This window comes from Winogradskyella litorisediminis (genome assembly GCF_042675765.1).
In the GTDB taxonomy this organism is placed as follows: domain Bacteria; phylum Bacteroidota; class Bacteroidia; order Flavobacteriales; family Flavobacteriaceae; genus Winogradskyella; species Winogradskyella litorisediminis.
Genome location: NZ_JBHTJL010000011.1, coordinates 1 through 17202, shown reverse-complemented (window position 1 = coordinate 17202; position 17202 = coordinate 1). Strand labels below are relative to the sequence as shown.

Genomic DNA, 17202 nt, shown 5'->3' with positions numbered 1-17202 from the left:
AAATGTATCTTTAATTTATGTTGAAAAAACTTAGCCTCGTCATTGTTTTATTTTACACATTTCAAACTAGAGCACAAATTTCTATACTTGATGCAGAAGCCAAATTACCTGTTTCGTACGCATCGGTATCATTTGGAAACGGCCATGGTATCGTTGCTGATGATAATGGGGTGTTTGTTTTTACAAAAAAGCTATATCCAGATATTGATTCGCTTTTTATCTCAGCTTTGGGTTATAAAGATTTGGGGATTTCTACACAAAGCATAGAAAAAACTCTCTTTTTACATCCACAGGCGGATGAGCTAGACGAAGTTTTTATTGGTGTTACTTTAGATAGAACTAAAAATAAAAAGTACAAAACCGAAAGTCTTAAACCTTACCTTGATGATGATTATTACAAATGTTGGTTACCAACTATAGAATCTGAAATAGCGGTGTTTTTCCCAAATGAAGATGATAAACTTAAGCGTGTAGCTAAAATAAAATTTCCTATTGCCTTAGAATCTAAAGATTGGAAAAAACGCAATCGTAGTAATAACGAAAAGAAGAAATTCTCAACCCTTTTTAAAGTTAATGTTTACAAAAACAAAAATGGTAAACCTGGTAAAAACCTTAACAAAAAGCCAATAGTTTTTAGAGCTACAGAAAAAGATGGTGATTATCATGAGCTTGATATTATAGATAATAATATTATTATGCCAGATGAAGGTGTTTTTATTTCAATACAAGTATTAGGCTACACGGATAAAAATGGTAAACTACTCCCAAATAAAAAGTATAAAGAAATTAAGGGTCGTGATGGTGTTGTAAAAATCCCGACTAATTTTAGACCACTTTTACCATTTACAGACGAAGTAAAAGACAACAGAACCTTTGTAAGGCGCGTTTTTATAAATGGAAACGATTGGCAAGCTTTTAAAAAAGGAAATGGTTTTCAATCTACGCTTTTAAAAAGTGGACTTAACAATTATGGTATTGGTTTGGACCTTCATGTTTTTAAGGATTAATTCTCAATTTGTGTGAAAACTCCAAAACACATTTTATCCATAATCGTTTTTTCTCAGTTTTGCTGCACTTCCCTTTGGTTTGCTGGGAATGCCATAATTACTGATTTATCTTTAAATTTTAATTTATCCCAATCTGCGTTAGGTCAACTTACCTCATCAGTACAATTTGGATTTATAGTTGGCACCTTCCTTTTTGCTCTTTTTACGGTTTCTGACAGATTTTCGGCGTCTAAAGTTTTTTTCTTCTCAGCCTTGTTAGCTAGCGTATTTAATCTTTTTAGTTTGTATTCTGGCAATACCTTAATCTCGTTAATTGCCATCCGCTTTGCCACTGGCTTTTTTTTAGCTGGTATTTATCCCGTTGGGATGAAAATTGCTTCAGACTATTTTGAAAAAGGTTTAGGAAAATCTCTAAGTTATTTAGTCGGCGCTTTGGTTTTGGGTACTGCTTTTCCACATATTCTTAAAGCCGAACTTATAACGTTCAATTGGAAAACAATTATAGTTACAACGTCTTGTCTTTCATTTTCAGGAGGTTTACTGATATTACTTTTTGTTCCTGATGGCCCATTCTACAAAAAAGCATTTCAATTTGATAGTAGAAAAATTGTGACTGTTTTTAAAAATCCGAAGTTTAAATCCGCAGCTTTTGGTTATTTTGGCCACATGTGGGAATTGTACACCTTTTGGGCATTTGTACCCTTATTATTAAAAACATATCTATCTATTCATATAACAAAAAGCTTTAACATTCCGCTTTTTTCGTTTTTAATAATTGCCTTAGGGAGTTTGGGTTGCATTATTGGCGGAAATTTAGCCTCTAAATATGGAAGTAAAACGATTGCTAAAGCAGCCTTAAGTATTTCGGGGATTTGCTGTTTGGTTTCGCCCTTATTCTTTTATATAAATTCTGAATTAATTTTTCTCTCATTTTTAATAATTTGGGGAATGTCAGTAATTGCAGATTCGCCATTATTTTCAACTTTGGTAGCGCAAAATTCAAGTTTAGATTCTAAAGGCACGGCTTTAACGATTGTCAATTGTATCGGGTTTGCTATAACAATTTTTAGCATTTTATTATTTAATAAATTAACCGAACTTGTAAGTCCTACCTATCTATTTACAATTTTAATTTTAGGACCTATTTTTGGTTTAATTCATTTAGGGAAAAAAGCCTAATCTTCAATTTTAAAATCGAAATAAGTATTAGGAAACGGCTCACCACGAAGCGTAAAATGCCACCATTCTTTTGCATAAGAACGGAAGCCATGCTTATTCATTACAGATTGTAGCAGCTGCCGATTGGCTTTCTGTTTGTCTGAAATATTAGCGTGAGCAACCCATGATTCAGGACCAAAAAAATCGTAAGGACTTCCCATATCTAATGGCACTTCTGTTTCGCCATTAATAATGGTCAAATCGATTGTACTGCCACGACTATGACCCGATTTACTAGCAATGTAACCTTCTCTAAACAAATGTCTTTTATTGACGTTTGGATAGAATTCAGATTTTTTTAAAGTGTCATTTATTTGTTTAGCCCAGTGCACAAAATGATTAACAGCGGTTTGTGGTCTATAACCGTCATACACTTTTAAGCAAAGATTATATTGCTGCAATTCTTCTTGAACCTTTTTTAATTGTGCAGCAGCTGGTTTTGTTAAGTACAATGTATTGGCGTGATAACCATCAATAGTATCGCCGACAAAATTATTTGAGGTGTAGTAACGCAATTCTACATTTAGGTCAGGAATTACAGTTTTTACATCAACAAACATTTCTGGAACTTCATTCTTTTGCTGCATTGAAAATAAAGCAAAAAGCAATAGGAAAAGAATAGTTGTATTTTTGTAACTCTTCATGATAACGAAGTTATACAAAAAAATATAATGGATTTATTTTCATCAGAAAAACAAGAGTTTCGATTACCAGATGCAGAATTAATTTACTTCCCCAACTTTTTAATAAATAGAGAAGCTGATATGCTTTTTAAAAAACTTAAAAACGAAACCGAATGGCAAGAAGATGACATTACTGTTTTTGGAAAAACTTACAAACAGCCTCGTTTAACCGCGCTTTATGGAGAAGATAATCAACCTTACTCCTATTCAAATATTACAATGTATCCCAAAGCATTTACAGAAGGACTTCAGGAATTAAAGTCTAAAATTGAAAAAATTTCTAAAGAAACATTTAATACCGTTTTGCTCAATTTTTATAGACACGGTAATGATAGTAACGGTTGGCATGCAGATAATGAAAAAGAATTAGGCAAAAATCCGGTGATAGCTTCTGTTACATTAGGTGAAGAAAGACCATTTCATTTTAAACATAGAAAACTAAAGGAAGAAAAACATAAACTTATTTTAGGACATGGTAGTTTATTAATTATGAAAGGCGCTATGCAGCATCATTGGTTGCATCAGATTGCTAAAACAAAAAAAGAAATTGGAGAACGAGTTAATTTAACCTTTCGAAAATTGCAATAAAGTTAAATGTATAAAAAACGAAAGACCGAGATCCCTCAATCTCGGTCTTTCTAATTTGCATTTTGTATGTGAGTAGATTCAGGGTTTCTAAAACCATCAACACAAGCAAATATTTAATTAATTAATCCATTGAACTAAAAACTTGTTTAGTACATGACAAATATATAAGACCATTTTAAATTAAACGATTAAAAACTATATTTATCGATGAAATACATTAAATTTTAACATTTACTGCTTAAAAACATGTTTTTATCGACGAAATACGTCGTTTCAGATTGAGGTATTTAATAGTGTAGATACCATTTTGAAGAAAATATCGTGTAAATAATACTTTATCTTTGTACTAAAATTAGAAAAATATGAAACTAAAAATATTCATTATATCCTTGCTTATAGCTTCTATAAGTAGCGCTCAAATTTCAGACTTTACAGATACTGAAATTTCTATTTCTGATATGATAGACGGAACACTACTTGCGCCAAACACAGATGAAAAGACAGATTTAGTTATAATTATTGCTGGCTCTGGACCAACAAACCGCAATGGAAATCAGAATATTTTAAAAAATAATAATTTAAAAAAGCTTGCTGAAGCTTTAGCTGTTAACAACATTTCCTCTTTTAGGTATGATAAACGCATTGTAAAACAAATAAAAACAGGTAAAATTGACGTTGAATCTATCCGGTTTGAAGATTTTGTAAATGATGCGAAAGACGTTGTAGCCTATTTTAAAGATAAGGATGAATTCAAAAATATCTATATCGCTGGACACAGCCAAGGTAGTTTAGTTGGTATGCTTGCTATGGATGATGTAGATGGTTTTATCTCTTTAGCTGGTGCTGGCCAAAATATTGGCGATGTTATTGTGGAGCAAATCAATAATACGGCTCGACAGTTTGTAGAAGAAACAAAGAAAGTAGTTACGGAATTAAAAGCAGGAAAAACAACAAAAGACTTTCCACCTGCGCTAAGTTCTATGTTTAACATGCAGATACAACCATTTATGATTTCATGGATGAAATACAATCCTGTAGAAATTATTGAAACTATAAAGCAACCTATTCTCATAATCAACGGTACAAAAGATTTACAAGTTTCTGTAGATGAAGCCAAGCTACTCTCAAATGGTAACAAAGATGCAGAACTCGTTATTATTGAAAATATGAATCATGTTTTATTTACCATTGAAGGTGACCGCTTAGAAAATTCAAAATCCTATAACGAGTCATTTAGAGAATTAAATAAAGAATTGATTGACACCATTGTAACATTTATAAAAAATAAAGAATAGTATTAAATGTAAATAACTATTATCAAAAAAGCCGTTTCTTTCGAAACGGCTTTTTTCACTAACTAACCAACCAATCGTAATGAATGCGTTTGTAGTATCGTCGGTAACCAGCCGACTTTCGCAATAATTTCATTACAATTTATATAAATCAAATGCTGTGCCAAAGTCGATTAATTAAGCAAATATTACAGTTGATGTATCTATTAAAATCAAAAGAGCCGTTTCTTTCGAAACGGCTCTTTTACTAACTAACCAACCAATCGTAATGAAGGCGTTTAGTAGTGTCGGTAACCAGCCGACAAACGCTCTATTTTCATTACATCTACATATAAACAAATGCCGTGCCAAATTTAATTATTGGTAAAAATTATTTTTTAGTGTAACAAAAAATATTTCTTGCATACTAATATTTAAAATTATATCTTTATGATATCAATTTAATATCATATTAAATTAACTTTAAAATCTAACAACCATGAAAGAAGAAAAAATCATTGTTCCTGCAAACGGCTACCTTATGCTACTAGTATTTTTAGTATTATTTTTTGGAAGCATTGCCTTAATACCAATTTACAAAACACCTTGGCCAGTGTTTGGCATTGTTGCCGCTTTATTAATTGCGTTCGGGTTTTTAATGGTGCAACCTAATGGTTCTCGTGTTTTGTTATTATTTGGAAAATACGTCGGTACCGTTAAAAAGAATGGATACTATTGGGTAAATCCTTTTTATACTAAAAAGAAGATTTCGCTACGTGCTAGCAATTTTGATAGCGAACGCTTAAAGGTGAACGACAAACTTGGTAATCCGGTTATGATTAGCACTATTTTAGTTTGGCGTGTACAAAACACTTATAAAGCTGCTTTTGATGTAGATAATTATGAAAATTTTGTTCGTGTACAAACTGATGCGGCTGTACGTAAATTAGCAAGTATGTATCCTTATGATAATTTTGCTGATGAAGGCCATGATGAAGATATTACACTTCGTTCTAGCGTAAATGAAGTTAGTGAAGCTTTAGAAAAAGAGATAGATGAGCGTTTGTCTATTGCTGGTATTGAAGTTCTCGAAGCCCGAATTGGTTACCTAGCTTATGCTCAGGAAATTGCAAATGCTATGCTTAAACGCCAGCAAGCTACTGCTATTGTTGCTGCAAGGCATAAAATAGTTGAAGGTGCAGTGAGTATGGTAGAAATGGCAATAGAAGAACTAAATAAAAAGAATGTTGTTGATTTAGATGAAGAACGCAAAGCAGCTATGGTAAGTAATCTAATGGTTGTGCTCTGTGGTGATAAAGATGCCTCTCCAGTTGTTAATACAGGCACATTAAATCATTAATAATGAATAGAAACCAAATTTATAGCGTTGCCATAGGTAGCGCTATGGGCACAAGTATAGGAACCACAATTGGAGCAGTAATAGGAAATATTGCAATGAGTTTAGTTTACGGCTCTTTAATCGGTACAATAATAGGCGCAATTGTAGCTATGGTTGTTTTTAAAAACACAGAAGACTAAAATTATGAAAGAATACAAAGTTGTACACTTAAAATTAGGATGGAAGAACCGCCTACAAGCATTAGAAGATATCCTTAATCAATATGCACGTGAAGGTTGGATAGTTAAAGAGATGGGAAATGGTTGGACGAGTGCAATATTAGAAAGAGATAAAAATAGATAAATGAAAATATTTAAAGAAGAACAAAGATTTACACAACTTTGGCTCATCGTATTAATGATTGTTAGCGTCATTGTTCCAGTTGCAGTAATTTTAAAAGACGCTGATAACATGTCTACAAGCAACCTTATTACTTCTTTAAGCGTAATAATTTTAGCACCTGCAATAATATTTCTGTTTAAACTTAAAACCAGAATGGATGAAAAAGGGATTTATTATCAATTTATTCCGTTTCATTTTAAAAAACGGTTTATAGCTTGGAATGAAATTTCTAATGCGTATGTAAGAACCTACGACCCAATTGGAGAATATGGTGGATGGGGAATTAAAGGTGGCGTTTTTTGGAACAAGAAAAAAGGCATAGCTGTTAACGTAAAAGGTGATATCGGAATTCAACTCGAATTAAAAAACGGTAAAAAAATATTAATTGGTACACAGTTAAAAGAACAAGCGCAAAGTACTATTAACAATTACAGAAAAGAATTATAATGAAACAACTATTAAACATACTGTTTTTTCTTTTGTATTACCTAAGTTTTGGACAAACCAAAATTGTATCAGAAGAGTATTTATTAAAAAATGATAGTATAAAATTACCAGGAACACTGACATACAATGAAGGTTTATCAAATCAACCCTTAGTTATTTTTGTTCAAGGCTCAGGAAACCCTGATAGAAACGGAAACCAACCAGCTTTAGGTGTAAATATTGACTACATTAAATTGCTAAGAGATGAATTAAATAAAAAAGGAATTGCCTTTTACAGTTACGATAAACGTAATGTAACAAAGTCAAACTTTAAACATTTAGTGAAGTCTTCTAAATTTGAAGATTTAGTAGAAGATACCAAAAAAGCCACTGAAAATTTTGAGAATGATAATCGCTTTTCTACAATAACTTTAATTGGTCATAGTCAAGGCTCGTTAGTTGCCATGCTTGCGATAGAAGAAGATATTGACAAATATATTTCACTTTCTGGTCTTGGTGAGTCATTTGATAAGGCTTTAATAAGACAAATATCAGCGCAAAACGAAGCCTTAGGAAAAACCGCAGAATTGCACTTTAAAGAGTTGAATGAAACAGGAGATATAAAAAATATAAATCCTATGCTTTTATCTTTATTCTCAAAACCAAATTTGTCATTTTTAAAATCATATTCTGCATTCGACCCAGCAAAAGAAATTGCTAAACTAGAAATACCAGTTTTAATTGTCAATGGAAATAAAGACTTACAAGTTTTGGTTAACGACGCACAAAAGCTTAAAGCTGAAAACAGTGAAGCAGAATTGGTGATAATTGATGGAATGACGCATGTTTTAAAGACAATTACAACTGATGATGAAAATATCAAAACTTACACAAACAGAGATTTTCCACTTTCGTTAGAGTTAGTCGAAGTGATAAGCGCGTTTATTAAAAAATGAGTTATGGCTAAGAAAAAAGCATTTGCATTACGACTTAACGAAGATATGCTAAAAGCTATTGAAAAATGGGCTGCGGATGAATTTCGTAGTACCAATGGTCAAATAGAATGGATGCTTATGCAATACTTAAAAGACCACAAACGCCAACCAAACAAAAAAGAAAAAGAGTGACTGTAAAGGTCACTTTTTTTATGCTTCAGTTTTTGTATTTTGCATGTCTAACAATTCTATAAATGGAAAACCAACCACTAATTACAAACGATGCTATTGTTTTTGGATTCCTAATGCTTGCATTAGGTTTCGTTTTTTATACAGAATCTATAAAGACTGGGTTTTGGAGTAAATTCTACAAAATAGTTCCCGGACTATTTATGGCATACATGATACCAGCTATATTAACTACTACAGGACTAATTGCACCAGAATGGGAAAGCACTTCTGCATCTGGTGAAATAGTAAAGGGTAGCACAAATTTATACTACATGGCGAGCCGTTATTTACTACCAGCAGCTTTGGTTTTAATGACTTTAAGTATTGACTTAAAAGGTGTTTTTAACCTCGGCTGGAAAGCTTTAGCCATGTTTTTTGCTGGTACTATCGGAATTGTAATCGGTGGACCTTTGGCATTATTTTTAATTGCACAATTTAATCCAGACCTTATTGGTGTTACTGGACCAAATGCCATTTGGAGAGGTTTATCTACGCTAGCCGGAAGTTGGATTGGCGGTGGTGCTAACCAAACCGCCATGCTCGAAATTTACGGATACAATCAAAAATTATATGGCGGTATGGTGTTTGTAGATATTGTTGTTGCAAACATTTGGATGGCATTAATTTTAATCGGTATTGGCAAACGAAACAGTTTTAACAAATGGTTAAAAGCAGACACCTCTTCTATTGAAGATTTAAAAGAAAAAGTTTCTCAATTTTCTGAAAGCGTAAAACGCAATCCAAGTCTTACAGATATCATGATAATTTCAGCCATAGCATTTGGTACTGTTGGGTTTGCGCATCTTGGCTCAGATTATATTGCACCCTATTTTGATGATGTTGTAAACGGAATTGAAAACACCACTACTAAGAATATTTTTACATTTCTTGGTTCAAAATTCTTTTGGATGATAAGTATAGCAACAATAATTGCAGTTCTTTTATCTTTTACAAAAGCAAAAAACTACGAAGGTGCTGGCGCTAGTAAATTTGGCAGTGTATTTATATACATTCTTGTTGCAACCATTGGCATGAAAATGGACTTAAGCCTCATTTTTGACAATGGGTCAATTATAATAATTGGTGTTGTTTGGATGACCATCCACGCTTTAATACTCATCATTGTAGCCAAAATTATAAAAGCACCATATTTTTTCTTAGCAGTTGGCAGCCAAGCCAACGTTGGTGGTGCTGCCTCTGCTCCGATAGTAGCTTCAGCGTTTCATCCGTCTTTAGCAACAGTTGGTGTTTTGCTTGCTGTTTTCGGTTACGCAGTTGGTACAATTGCCGCAATCGGTTGTACAATTTTAATGCAAATTGCTTCTGGTGGATGATTGTTTTTTCAAACTAAAATTAGATATTTGCCAGCTGATTAAATTCTTCAAAAAAATTAAGATGAAATTATTTCAAAATTTATTACTAGTCGTATTAGCTTCTTTTTTATTCTCGTCATGTGGCAATGATAGCAATGCTAATTTTACTCTAAAAGGAAAAATAAAAGATTTAAAAAAAGGTGTTGTTTATCTTCAAAAGGATGGAAAAACAAGTATTGTTGATTTAGATTCGGTTGTAATAAAAGGTCAAGAAGAATTTACGCTGCAGGCTAATATAAAGGAACCTGTATTATTGTACTTAAAACTTCAAAAAAAGGACGGGCAAGAACATTTTATTCCGTTTTTTGCTGATAAAGGTGTTACAGAAATAACTACGACATTAAAAGGATTTTCTGGTGATGCAATAATCAAGGGTTCAAAACAACAAGCGTTGCTAGAAGAATATTTAGAGCTTAGAGATGGCTTTCAGAATAAAAATTTAGATTTATTAAAGGCAAATTTTGAAGCTGTTAAAGCGCAAGACTCTGCAAAAGCAGAAGAATTATATCAACAATCTGACCGTTTACTTAAGCTAAAATATGCTTCTACTATAAATTTTGCTTTGAGAAATAACGATAGCGAAGTAGCGCCTTATATAGCTATTTACGAAATTCCTAATAGTAATGCTAAGTACCTAGATAGCATTTATAATAACTTAAGTGAAAGAGTAAAACAGTCGTACTACGGGAAAAAACTTGGCGATGCTTTAGAAGCATATAAAAATAAAAAAGATAGTATTAAATAAACCTTTAGAATAAATTATAAAAGCTAGCGTTAAGCCGGCTTTTTTTGTTTTAATTTGAAGTGAAAATTGAAAAATAAAAAAAGTCTAACTTTTTAGTTAGACTTTTTTTAATAAAGAGCCGATGGAGGGACTCGAACCCACGACCTGCTGATTACAAATCAGCTGCTCTAGCCAGCTGAGCTACATCGGCAAAACTGAGCGCAAATTTAATTTAGAATTTTAAATCTGCAAATCTAAACTACTTTAATTTGTTTATTTTTTCGATTAACGCTCTACCTTTATCTTCAAGCTCTTGCTTCACAGCTTTGAAGTGTGCTTTTTTGTTTTCTACAGACTTATCATTTACCTTAACTATTAAATCGTCAAATGTAACTATAGCCTCTTCAATTATTGCGTCACTTTCTTTTGTTGGTTTTTCTGAATTTGAAAGTTCCCAAACGTAAACTGCTTCGATAATATCGCCTAAAACGTAATTAATATCTTTTTTTAAATCTCTTTTATTTGCCATTATAATTTATTTATTGCGCAAAAGTAAGAAATCTGTTTCACGTTAACTGATTTTTTTCAAAATAAGAATTACTAAACGTAAACTTCTAACAGCTCTGCGTTTTTCGTTTTTAAACTGAATTCTTTTATTGTTGCTGGTACTAATATAGTTTCGCCTTTTGTTATTAATTCTGAAGTATTTGAAGTTCTAATTTCTGCTTCACCTTCAACACACATATAAATAATAAACGAATCATAAGTGTTTTCTTTATCTAAATCGGTATCTAACTTTAAAAAGTTTGTTGTAAAATACTGACAAGAAACCATTTTATTAGTCGTGTTTGAATCATTATGGTAATTAACTTTAAAGTTTTCTTTCATATCAAAATCTATTGCTTCTAAAGCTAAATGGTTATGAAGTTCTCTTGCATTACCGTTATCGTCTACTCTATCCCAATCATATACACGATACGTAATATCGCTGGTTTGTTGGATTTCGGCAAGTAAGACACCAGCGCCAATAGCATGTACACGTCCAACCTCAATAAAATAAGTATCTCCTTTTGTTACGTTTTCAAAATTTAAAATTTCAGTTAATGTATTATTTTCTAAATGGCTTAGATATTTTTTAGGTGTTATTTGTTGATTAAAACCAATGATTAAATTTGAGTTTTCGTCAGCTTGTAAAACATACCACATTTCGGTTTTTCCAAACGAGTTATGGCGTTTTTTAGCTAGCTCATCATTAGGATGTAACTGAATACTTAAATCTTGTTTAGCATCAATAAATTTGATGAGTAAAGGAAAATTATTACCGAATATTTTGTGGTTTTTTAATCCTAGTATTTCAACTCCATAGGTTTGTAACACTTGCTTTAGCGATTGGTCTTTTAAAAAACCATTGCTAACAATTGAAACATCGCCTTCAATATCACTAATCTCCCAACTTTCGCCTACTTGTGACGATTTTGAATTTTTATTTAGATATTTTGAAAGCTTATCGCCGCCCCAAATTTTATCTTTTAAAATTGGTTGAAATTTTAATGGATAAAGGCTATTCATTTTACTCACCTGAATATTTTACAAAATTACGTGGTGTTTCGTAAAGGGTTACTTCTAAATCGAATTTTGAATCTAGCTTAGCTTTTAATTTATTATAAATAACCACAATTATATTTTCTGCAGTTGGATTTAAGTCTTTAAATTCTGGAACTTCGACATTAAGATTTTTATGATCAAAAGCGTCTTCAACCTCTGACCTAATGATGTCTTTTAAAATTTTTACATCTATAACATATCCTGTTTCTGGGTCGATATCTCCTGTAACGGCAGCAATTAGTTCGTAATTATGACCGTGAAAATTTGGGTTATTACATTTTCCAAAAATAGCATCGTTCTGCTCAAAACTCCAATCTTTTCTATATAATCTGTGTGCTGCATTAAAATGGGCACGTCTGCAAACTGTTACTCTCATTTGATGATATTTATGTGTTGATAAAATTTTTCAAATATTATTTTAAACCAAGCCGTGTAAACTTCTGGGTTTTGTTTTATGTCAGTTTTAACATCTTCTAAATGCATCCATTTCCAAGCTTCTACTTCTTCTTTATTGATATTTGGCTCACTTTGGTAATGACCAACCATTATATGGTCTAACTCGTGCTCTGTTAATCCATTATCAAAAGGGGCTTTATAAATAAAAGATATTGTTTCCTTTAAGTCTGTAGTAAAACCCATTTCTTCCTCTAAGCGTCGTTTTCCTGCTTCTAAATTGGTTTCGCCATCTCTTTGATGACTACAGCAGGTATTTGTCCATAAACCTGGTGAATGATACTTATGAAGCGCCCGTTGCTGTAGCATTAATTCGTTTTTATCATTGAATATAAAAACAGAAAAAGCGCGATGTAATACCGCTTTTTCGTGAGCCTCCATTTTAGGCATTAGGCCTATCTGTTCATCCTTTTCATTAACTAAAATGACTAATTCTTCTTTCATTTTGTAAAATTACAATCAAATGTTAAAATAATCTCTAAGGTTATCATAAAAAAACAGCCGTTTACAATATAAACGGCTGTTAGTTTTATTAAACTTCTTGCTATGAATTAATCTTCACATTTTTTTCCTTTAAAGGATGTTATAATAAACTCACTTCTTCTGTTTTTTTGATGTTGAAGTTCAGTACATTCAGAAGTATCTGTAGTACCACAACCACAATCGTTTACCAATTGAGATTCCCCATAACCTTTGCCAGATAAACGGCTTGGGTCTATACCACTTTTTGTAAGGTATTTGAGTGTAGCCTGTGCTCTTCTCTCGGATAACGCTTGGTTATAGCTTTCGGATGCTCTACAATCTGTGTGACTTCTTATATCAATTTGCATTGAAGGATATTCTACTAAAACAGCTAATACTTTTTGCAATTGTAATTCTGCCACGTATGTTATTTCAGATTTATCCAATTCAAAATAAATTAAAGGAATATTAAGAGATTTTGCTAAATCATCACAAGGTCCTATTTCAATAACTTCTGGATATAATCCGATATCTAAATTTAAAGCTAACGACCCAGAATTCGAATTAAATCGTTTTTCTTCAACACTATATTTTTCTTTAGAACCTCTTACGAGATATTGCTTATCACAATCTACATTAAACATATAAGCAGCATCACTTGCAACGACAACACGCTCTAATTCATTTCCTTCAGTATCAGATAACACTACTGTTGCACCTGGAAGAAGCTCACCTGTTTGAGCATTTCTAACATTTCCTCTAACTACTTGAGAACAGTCGCTTGGTCTAAAACTATAAATATCGTCATCTCCAGCTCCACCTTCTCTATTAGATGTAAAAAAACCATTTTCATTTTCTATATTTTCGTAAAAACCAAAGTCATCTGCGCTACTGTTAAATGGTTCTCCAATATTTGTAACAACATAGTTGTCTGTAACGTTGTTTCCAATTTTTTCATCGGCACTTCTTACCACAAAAATATCATAACCACCTAAACCAGGAATACCCTTTGTTGAATAGTATAAATCTCCTTCGCTATTAACAAAAGGAAAGGAATCTGGCCCTTCAGTATTTATTGAATTACCAAGATTTCGTGGTGTACCTAAGGTTCTATCTGCGTTGATGTCCACAACCCAAATATCAGAATCTCCAATGGTGCCATCCATATCAGAAGCAAAATAAAGACGTGTTCCTTCTTTATTAATAGTTGGGTGTGCAACACTGTATTCATCACTATTAAAATGAATTGGTGATATATCATCCCAATTTCCATTTTCGTTTTTTGTTGCTCTAAATAATTTTAGCTTGTTAACACCATCATCACCTTTACGTGCTTTATTTTTAAAATAGTTGTTTCTCGTAAAGAATATTGTATTTCCATCGGGCATGAAAGCAACACTAGATTCGTGAAATTTTGTGTTTATTTTAGAACTGTATTCTGTAGCGTCAGAAAAGTCTCCATCATTATAACCATAAACTTTGAATAAATCTAGGTAAGGTTGACCGTTCCATTGATATGTTTTTTCGTCATTATCTCTTGAAGACGCAAATACTAAAGTGCCATCATATATAGCAGTTCCGAAGTCTGAATATTCAGAATTAAAATCTAAATTTTCTACGACAACAGAATTAGATTTTGAATTTTGTTGAATTTGTTTACGATAATCTCTTCTCGCAATAAATGATTTAGCTCTAGTATCTGATGGATTTTTTTGATTAAATTTCTCCATCCATTCATCGGACTTTTCATAATTTTTTGCCCCTTTTAAAGCTAAAGCATATCTAAAATAATACTCAGAATCTACATCCGTAGTTAGTTTGAATAATTCACCATACCAACGCGAAGCTTCTTTCATTTTATTTTGAAAATAGAATGAATTGGCTAACTTTTGAAGCATTTCTTTGCTTCTGTAACCATTTTCTGCTACTTCTAAAAGTACTTTACTGGTCTCTAAGTAAGCAAATTTATCGTATTCTTCGCTAACGCTTTCCACCTTTCTTTCTTGACTATTTGCCAAAAAAGAACCTTGAATTAAAGTAATGGCTAATATGTATTTAAAAAGTTTTTTCATAGTAAATAGTTTAAAAGAAACGTGGTGATAATATTTTACCTAATTGTTGTATTTCGAATCTTAAAATCAATTCGTGCGTACCACTGTTATAATTATTTAAATCTGATGTTGTTAAATCATAACCGTAACCTACATACATCCCATTTGTAACTTGGAATCCTGCTAGTGCAGATATTGAGTCATCCCAACGCCATGCTAACCCTACTGTTAATTTATCATCAAATAAGGCATTAGCCGAAATATCTGCGATTAATGGTGCCCCAGAAACCGCTTTAACTAAAAAGGCAGGCTTCAGTTTTACATTTCCACCCACGTCAAAAACATAACCACCTGTTAAGAAAAAATGCATACGCTCAGTAGCTAAAGATTCTTGAAAATCATCATAATGGTCTGTATTTAGAAAATTTGGTGCAGAGAGGCCAACATACCAATTTCGATTACTTAAATAAAGCCCCGCGCCAACTATTAACGCATTCTGGCTAATATTTTCATTAAATACTACATCAGGATTTTGAAACTGCCCTTTACTCCAATCTGTACTGATATTATGCCAACCAGCCTTTACACCAAAAGAAAGCTTAGTATTATTATCATTTATTGGAAAAGTATACGAAAAATTAGCATCTACAAAAGACTCACGTGCTGGACCTAAAGCATCAGTTACGATGTTTAAACCTAATCCCAAACGTTCATTACGAAGTGGCGAATGAATACCTAAAGATTGTGTTTGTGGAGCTCCATCAATCCCAACCCATTGAGATCGATGAAGTCCTACAATACTTAAAGTTTCACGTTGACCTGCATAAGCTGGATTAATACTCAACGTATTATACATATAATGTGTATACTGAGGGTCTTGCTGACTGTAACTATCAGTTGGTATTAGTCCTAGTGCTAAAATTACAACTAGGCTAATTAATGATGATTTATCTATCATGTTTTTCATTTTTCAGTATTGTTTTATCTGTTAATATATAACCATCCAACTCTCGGCTCGCTTCCATCGCCTAAGTCAAGAACATAGTAATATGTTCCTACAGGTAATAGGTCTGGTGCATTAACAACTGAACGTCCATTTGATTTACCATCAAATGTATTGTTATAACCATTCATGCTGTAAACAATGTTACCCCATCTGTTATAAATTTCAAGTTTATTGTTTGGGAATTGATCAATACAGTTAATTACAAATGTTTCATTAACACCATCTCCATTTGGAGAAAACTCATTAAATATAGTTAAACATCCTAGTGATAATATAGTTGGGTCATCAGAAAAATTTCCATCTGTATCATCTCCATCATCACTTATATCTCGAACAATAACACCATCATTTGTTGCTATGGCTAAAGCTTCTGCAGTATTGGATATACCACCAGCATTTATTGCCTCCGGAGTTAAAACATAAGTAGCTGTGTATATTGCTACTTCTCCTGGAATTAGTGTTCCTTCATTACTACCTAATGTAGAGTCTACATATATAGGTCCAGTTGTAAGATCTAATGGATTACCAGCTATATCTGTGAACGTGTCAATAATATCTAGACCATTTAATACTACATTTCCAGTATTCTCGATTTCAATAGTAAAGGTAACTGTATCACCAACGTTTTCTCCTGTGGTAACAAATGTTTTAGTTACTTCAAGTTCTGGTCTACATAATACTGTAGTAGTTATCGGTAAAGTGATATCAGTACCAATAAAATCACATGGATCAAGTGGGTCTGTACCAGAATTCATTTCATCTTCATTGGTTACACCATCTCCATCACAATCTGATATTAGCCAATCACCAGATTGTGGCAATGTAATATCAATCTCATTAAAGTCACATGGGTCATTTGGGTCTGTATTATCTGGACCTGGAGTTCCTGTCATATCAGGATCTACTTCTGTACCATTAATCACACCATCTCCATCACAATCCGCTGTATACCAATCGCTGGTTGTATCCATTAAGTCCACGTTAGCTAAATCTCCTCCTTCACATGGATCTGTTGGGTCTGTACCGTTTGCTGTTTCAGTCCCATTATCCTCGCCATCTCCATCGCAGTCTGCCAATAACCAATCGCCTGTCTGTGGACCAGTAATACTTCCTGCAATGAACTCGCATGGGTCAGTTGGGTCTGTTCCATCATTAATCTCATCTCCATTTGTCACGCCATCGCCATCACAATCTGCAATTAACCAATCTCCTGACTGAGTTACTGTAATATCATTCATATTAAAATCACATGGGTCATTTGGGTCTGTATTACCTGGACCTGGAGTTCCTGTCATATCAGGGTCTACTTCTATACCGTTTGGCACGCCATCTCCATCACAATCCGCTGTATACCAATCGGTAGTCGTATTCATTAAGTCTACGTTAGCTAAATCTCCCCCTTCACATGGATCTGTTGGGTCTGTACCG

20 protein-coding genes and 1 tRNA gene are annotated in these 17202 nt (G+C 32.8%); 12 read left to right on the top strand and 9 right to left on the bottom strand.

Going from position 1 to position 17202, the window contains the following annotated elements; genetic code table 11:
* The first annotated feature begins 17 nt into the window (after positions 1–17).
* Entirely contained in the window at positions 18–1007 is a 990-nt protein-coding gene (locus ACFQ1Q_RS09120) for a hypothetical protein (RefSeq protein ID WP_386130268.1), read from the top strand.
* 12 nt (positions 1008–1019) lie between these two features.
* On the top strand, positions 1020–2186 hold the full coding sequence (locus tag ACFQ1Q_RS09115) for an MFS transporter (RefSeq protein WP_386130266.1): 1167 nt from the start codon (positions 1020–1022) through the stop codon (positions 2184–2186).
* Here the strand turns inward: ACFQ1Q_RS09115 and ACFQ1Q_RS09110 are convergent.
* On the bottom strand, positions 2183–2869 hold the full coding sequence (locus ACFQ1Q_RS09110) for a M15 family metallopeptidase (protein WP_386130264.1): 687 nt from the start codon (positions 2867–2869) through the stop codon (positions 2183–2185). The two genes, ACFQ1Q_RS09115 and ACFQ1Q_RS09110, sit on opposite strands and share 4 nt — an antisense overlap.
* Positions 2870–2896: 27 nt before the next feature.
* Between ACFQ1Q_RS09110 and ACFQ1Q_RS09105 the strand changes: the two genes are divergently transcribed.
* The 10 genes from ACFQ1Q_RS09105 (at position 2897) to ACFQ1Q_RS09060 (ending at position 10218) form a co-directional block, all read left to right on the top strand.
* Entirely contained in the window at positions 2897–3496 is a 600-nt protein-coding gene (locus tag ACFQ1Q_RS09105) for an alpha-ketoglutarate-dependent dioxygenase AlkB family protein (protein ID WP_386130262.1), read from the top strand.
* Positions 3497–3858: 362 nt separating this feature from the next.
* Positions 3859–4791 (top strand): alpha/beta hydrolase, encoded by a 933-nt coding sequence (locus ACFQ1Q_RS09100; RefSeq protein ID WP_386130259.1) that lies wholly within the window; start codon positions 3859–3861, stop codon positions 4789–4791.
* 475 nt (positions 4792–5266) lie between these two features.
* Positions 5267–6127 (top strand): SPFH domain-containing protein, encoded by an 861-nt coding sequence (locus tag ACFQ1Q_RS09095; RefSeq protein WP_386130257.1) that lies wholly within the window; start codon positions 5267–5269, stop codon positions 6125–6127.
* 2 nt (positions 6128–6129) lie between these two features.
* A complete protein-coding gene (locus ACFQ1Q_RS09090; RefSeq protein ID WP_386130255.1) occupies positions 6130–6306 on the top strand; it encodes a hypothetical protein in 177 nt (58 codons plus the stop codon).
* A gap of 4 nt (positions 6307–6310) precedes the next feature.
* On the top strand, positions 6311–6469 hold the full coding sequence (locus tag ACFQ1Q_RS09085; RefSeq protein WP_386130253.1) for a DUF4177 domain-containing protein: 159 nt from the start codon (positions 6311–6313) through the stop codon (positions 6467–6469).
* Complete coding sequence (locus ACFQ1Q_RS09080; protein WP_386130251.1) at positions 6470–6955, top strand: hypothetical protein; 486 nt, start codon at positions 6470–6472, stop codon at positions 6953–6955.
* The gene (locus ACFQ1Q_RS09075) at positions 6955–7890 is read left to right on the top strand and encodes an alpha/beta hydrolase (RefSeq protein ID WP_386130249.1); all 936 of its coding nucleotides are present in this window, start codon (positions 6955–6957) and stop codon (positions 7888–7890) included. Before ACFQ1Q_RS09080 ends, ACFQ1Q_RS09075 begins: the two co-directional genes overlap by 1 nt.
* Positions 7891–7893: 3 nt before the next feature.
* Positions 7894–8061 (top strand): Arc family DNA binding domain-containing protein, encoded by a 168-nt coding sequence (locus ACFQ1Q_RS09070; protein ID WP_386130246.1) that lies wholly within the window; start codon positions 7894–7896, stop codon positions 8059–8061.
* A 62-nt stretch (positions 8062–8123) separates the two neighbouring features.
* Positions 8124–9434, top strand: coding sequence for a DUF819 family protein (locus tag ACFQ1Q_RS09065; protein WP_386130244.1), 1311 nt, complete (start codon positions 8124–8126; stop codon positions 9432–9434).
* Between the two features lie 61 nt (positions 9435–9495).
* Positions 9496–10218 (top strand): DUF4369 domain-containing protein, encoded by a 723-nt coding sequence (locus tag ACFQ1Q_RS09060; protein ID WP_386130241.1) that lies wholly within the window; start codon positions 9496–9498, stop codon positions 10216–10218.
* A gap of 116 nt (positions 10219–10334) precedes the next feature.
* On the opposite strand, the gene ACFQ1Q_RS09055 is transcribed toward ACFQ1Q_RS09060, so the two are convergent.
* The 8 genes from ACFQ1Q_RS09055 to ACFQ1Q_RS09020 all read right to left on the bottom strand — a co-directional run.
* Positions 10335–10408: transfer RNA gene (locus ACFQ1Q_RS09055), tRNA-Thr, on the bottom strand.
* A 48-nt stretch (positions 10409–10456) separates the two neighbouring features.
* Positions 10457–10726, bottom strand: coding sequence for a hypothetical protein (locus tag ACFQ1Q_RS09050; protein ID WP_386130239.1), 270 nt, complete (start codon positions 10724–10726; stop codon positions 10457–10459).
* A 71-nt stretch (positions 10727–10797) separates the two neighbouring features.
* The gene (locus ACFQ1Q_RS09045) at positions 10798–11766 is read right to left on the bottom strand and encodes a type I phosphomannose isomerase catalytic subunit (RefSeq protein ID WP_386130236.1); all 969 of its coding nucleotides are present in this window, start codon (positions 11764–11766) and stop codon (positions 10798–10800) included.
* Between the two features lies 1 nt (position 11767).
* Positions 11768–12178 carry a 6-pyruvoyl trahydropterin synthase family protein gene (locus ACFQ1Q_RS09040; RefSeq protein WP_386130233.1) on the bottom strand — a complete coding sequence of 137 codons (411 nt, stop codon included), beginning with the start codon at positions 12176–12178 and terminating at the stop codon, positions 11768–11770.
* Entirely contained in the window at positions 12175–12699 is a 525-nt protein-coding gene (gene idi / locus ACFQ1Q_RS09035; protein ID WP_386130230.1) for an isopentenyl-diphosphate Delta-isomerase, read from the bottom strand. The genes ACFQ1Q_RS09040 and idi overlap by 4 nt, the downstream gene beginning before the upstream one ends.
* A 107-nt stretch (positions 12700–12806) precedes the next feature.
* A complete protein-coding gene (locus tag ACFQ1Q_RS09030) occupies positions 12807–14789 on the bottom strand; it encodes an OmpA family protein (protein ID WP_386130228.1) in 1983 nt (660 codons plus the stop codon).
* 10 nt (positions 14790–14799) lie between these two features.
* Entirely contained in the window at positions 14800–15726 is a 927-nt protein-coding gene (locus tag ACFQ1Q_RS09025) for a PorP/SprF family type IX secretion system membrane protein (RefSeq protein WP_386130747.1), read from the bottom strand.
* Between the two features lie 23 nt (positions 15727–15749).
* Positions 15750–17202: T9SS type B sorting domain-containing protein (locus ACFQ1Q_RS09020; protein WP_386130225.1), on the bottom strand; the 1453-nt coding region annotated here is incomplete at its 5' end.